Origin of the sequence: Halothiobacillus sp., from assembly GCF_027346185.1 — a bacterium.
GTDB lineage: Bacteria > Pseudomonadota > Gammaproteobacteria > Halothiobacillales > Halothiobacillaceae > Halothiobacillus.
This window is the reverse complement of sequence record NZ_DAIESY010000046.1, coordinates 1-3,818: the sequence shown is the minus strand read 5'-3', so window position 1 is coordinate 3,818 and position 3,818 is coordinate 1. Positions and strand designations below refer to the sequence as shown.

The 3,818-nt window shown below is 56.1% G+C and carries 2 protein-coding genes; both read left to right on the top strand.

Features of this window, described 5'->3' with window-relative positions; translation table 11 throughout:
* The coding region (locus tag M7R55_RS03560) for a porin (RefSeq protein WP_298218574.1) at positions 1-593 on the top strand (593 nt) is incomplete at its 5' end.
* 323 nt (positions 594-916) lie between these two features.
* Positions 917-3,818 (top strand): UvrD-helicase domain-containing protein (locus tag M7R55_RS03555; RefSeq protein ID WP_298218572.1); only part of this gene is annotated, 2,902 nt, incomplete at its 3' end.

Sequence of the window (3,818 nt, the reverse complement as noted above, 5' to 3'; positions counted from 1 at the left end):
CAAATGATCCTTCTTCAGCGGCCTACGGCATTCCTGCCTCTCCCGCAAATGGCACTGCTGCTTACTCAACCAAGAGTAATGCATGGAGCTTGAGTGCTGGCTACAAGATTGCCGGTTTTGGTCTGGATGCTGCTTACGAGCAACACAATATGCAGGGTCCTGTCGGTGTTGGTATGACTGATACCCAGGACGCTTACCGCATTGGTGCAAACTATAGCATTGCTGGCTTCAAAATCCTTGGCATGTACCAAGACGTCAAAAATGTTGGCTTCTCTAACGATGACGTGAAAGCGTATGGAGTAGGTGCTGCGTACACCTTCCTGGGCGCGAACACCATTAAGGCTCAGTACTACAAAGCTGACGATATTTCCAACACCACCAATACTGGTGGCGACATGTGGGCTGTTGGGTACGACTACAAGCTGAGCAAGCAAACCAATGTGTACGCTATGTATGCTCAAACCAGCAACAGCAGCGCAGCTAGCTACACCATCATGGGTGGCGGTCATGACTACTCATACCCACCTGCAAAAGGAATCCAAAGTGGCAAGAGCACTTCTGCTGTCTCAGTGGGTATCGAACACAAGTTCTAATCACTTGAGTGGGTGATCTTGCGATTACACGCTCGGGTTTAAAACTGTGAATTACAAAAGGCACCTTCGGGTGCCTTTTTTATTTCTACTCAATCTCGTACTGCTCCCCCAGCCCGTTCATGGTCGTGTTGCCCCACGGCACTGGACGGGCTCGGGAGGGGCAATTCGCTCGTTTGGCAGCAACCTTATCACCCTCTCCCCTGCCCCTCTCCCATCAAGGGAGAGGGGTATTGCGCCTCCCCCTTTGAAAAAGGGGGATCGAGGGGGATTTGTGTTTCCTGCTCGCTTACAATGAATGCCCGCAAGTATTTGGAGTGCGCCCGATGGCTGTTTCGGCTCAAGAGCAGGAAAAAGAGCAAGAACCTGTCCATGTTCTCGATCCACTCTCTTTTCCCTTTGAGGGCGCGAGTTTGATCGAAGCCAGCGCGGGGACGGGTAAAACGTTCACGATTGCCTTGCTCTATGTCCGTTTGGTTTTGGGGCATGGCACCGAACCGTTGATGCCGCCACAAATTCTGGTGACCACCTTTACCGAGGCCGCCGCCGATGAACTGCGCGAGCGGATTCGGGCGCGGTTGTTTGAAGCATCCAGGGTGTTCTCTGATGCAGATTTGGACGGTGATGATCCTCTGCTGAATGCGTTGAAAAAGGCTTTTGCTACATCTGAAGAACGTCTTGCCGCGGCTCAACGCCTCGAAATGGCGGCCAACTGGATGGATGAGGCGGCAATTTTCACGATTCACGGCTGGTGTCAGCGGATGCTGAACGAGCATGCCTTTCATAGTCGAGCCCTGTTCGAACAGACGGTGCGTACTTCATTGACACCGGTGGTCGATCAGGCCGTGCAGGATTACTGGCGGCATTTTGTTTATGCGCTGCCATCTGAGCAGGCGCTTGCCGTGGCGAATCTGTTGGGTGGCCCTGCGGCATTGGCCCACAAACTCAGCGGGCTGTTGGCGCGTGATGGCGCGCCGCTGTTTGTGGATGGTGTGCCAGTTGATCCAGCTTCACTTGAATTTAGTGTGCTGGTGGCCGAGGTCACCGAACTGGATACTCTAGCTCAGCAAGCGGAGCGAGATGCACGACGGGCTTGGTCAACGTACGCCGAGACCTTGAAGGCGGCATGGTTGCCGATCATGGGGTCGCTGAATGGCTCTTCGCACAAAACGTTGTCCAAATTGACGGATTTCTCGACACTTTGGGATAGCCTCGATCAGTGGGCGCAAACCGGCGAGTCGCTCCCGATTGATGTATTCAAATTTCTCACTCAACCCAAATTCAACAAGAAACTTGAACGACCGCCTCATCCCGCGTTGGCGGTTTTTTCCGCATGGCCCAATGCGATGGAGGCTGCTATTCAAGGCCGTGAGCAGTTGGCGATTCGCTTGTTGGCCCACGCCGCGTTTTGGGTGCGTGATCGCATCGACACGGTGTTGCAACAAAATGCCGAAATGGGATTTGACGATATTCTGTTGAACCTTGATCGCGCATTGACGGGGGATGAAGGGCAACAACTCGCGGACACAATCCGAACGCAATTTCCCGTGGCGATGATCGACGAGTTTCAGGATACCGATCCGTTGCAGTACCGCATTTTCGATCGGGTGTTCCGGATCGGCGGGAAGGCGGAGGAAGCTCCGGCGGCGGAACAAACGGGTACGATGATTCTGATTGGTGATCCAAAGCAATCGATCTACCGCTTTCGCGGCGCGGACATGTTCAGCTACCTCGCCGCCCGGGAGGCAACACAAGGCCGGCATTACACATTGGATGCCAATTACCGCTCCACACCTGAATTGGTGGCGGCGGTGAATTTTGTCTTCGAGCGCGCAGACCACCAGTCATCCGGCGCCTTTAGACACAAAACGGATGAAGGCAACCCACTGCCATTCATTCGCGTCAGCGCGCGAGGCAAGGCTCGCCAGTTGAAACGTCGCAATAGGGCGGGTGAGTGGCAGCCGTGTCCGGCCCTGACGGGTTGGGCCCTGCCGCGCGATACGCTGCTGGCGGCGGGGCATTTTGTTGAGCAGATGGCGGAGCATACCGCCGAGGCCATTACTTCGCGTCTCAATGCGGCGCAGGTTGGTGATCTTGCTTTTTTTGATGCCGAGGGCGAAATGACAGCCTTGCGCCCGCAGGATATGGCGATTCTGGTGTCCACGGGCGATCAGGCGGCTCTGCTGCAACGGTCGCTCAATCGTCGCGGTATCAAGAGTGTGTATCTGTCTGACCGGCATCGTCTGTTCGCAACGCAAGAAGCGGCTGATTTTCACCGCTGGTTGCTAGCAATTGCCGAGCCGCAACGTCAGGACCGGCTTCGTGCGGCGCTGGGCTCGTCGAGCTTCGCCCGGCATTGGGACGAACTCGATGCCGTCCGCAACGATGCCCGACTGGATCAGGACACGTCGAGATTCATGGACTACCAGCGGATTGCACGGCATCAGGGCATTCTCGCCGCTGTTTACCAGCTTATGCATGACTATCACATTCCGGCCCGATTGTTGGCCGCGCCGCTGCCGGATCGTTCGGGCGAGCGGCGGCTGACAAACCTCTTGCATCTGGCCGATTGGGCGCAGAATGATCAGGCGCAGTTGGCTGGCCTGGATGCACTGCTGCAACGCTACGCCCAGGCCGTCAGCGACAACGAAGCCGAGCATGAGCTTCGACTGGAGCAGGATGAGCATCTGGTGCGGATCATCACGATTCATTCCTCCAAAGGCTTGCAATACCCTGTGGTTTATCTGCCCTTCTTGCCCTTGATTCGCCCCAAAGATGCGAATAAAAACAGCACGGCGACACCTTGGCGAACGAGCGCCGGGCGCGGTATGAATCTGGGTGAATACCCCGAAGCCATCGCGGCGGAGCATGAGGCGCAGATGACCGAGAGCGTGCGGCTGATTTATGTCGCGCTCACCCGAGCCGAGTCGGCGTGTACGGTTTCGCTGGGGCCGGTCAAATTCGGCACAGGCAAGCAACCCAATCAACATGATTCCGGCTTGGGGCATGTTTTGAGGCTGCAGGGCGGTGATGAGTTTATTCCAAGTTTCGAGGTCGCATTGGCTGATCTTGACGCGCAGGCGGGCGTAACCATCGAGCCGCCGCCATCAATTACACACGCACATTTCATAGCCCCCGCGGAGGGTACTTTGCCCCCTGCACGCACGGCCAAACGACGGGTGGATAGCTATTGGCGACTCAGGAGTCTCAGTGGTTTGACTCATGCAT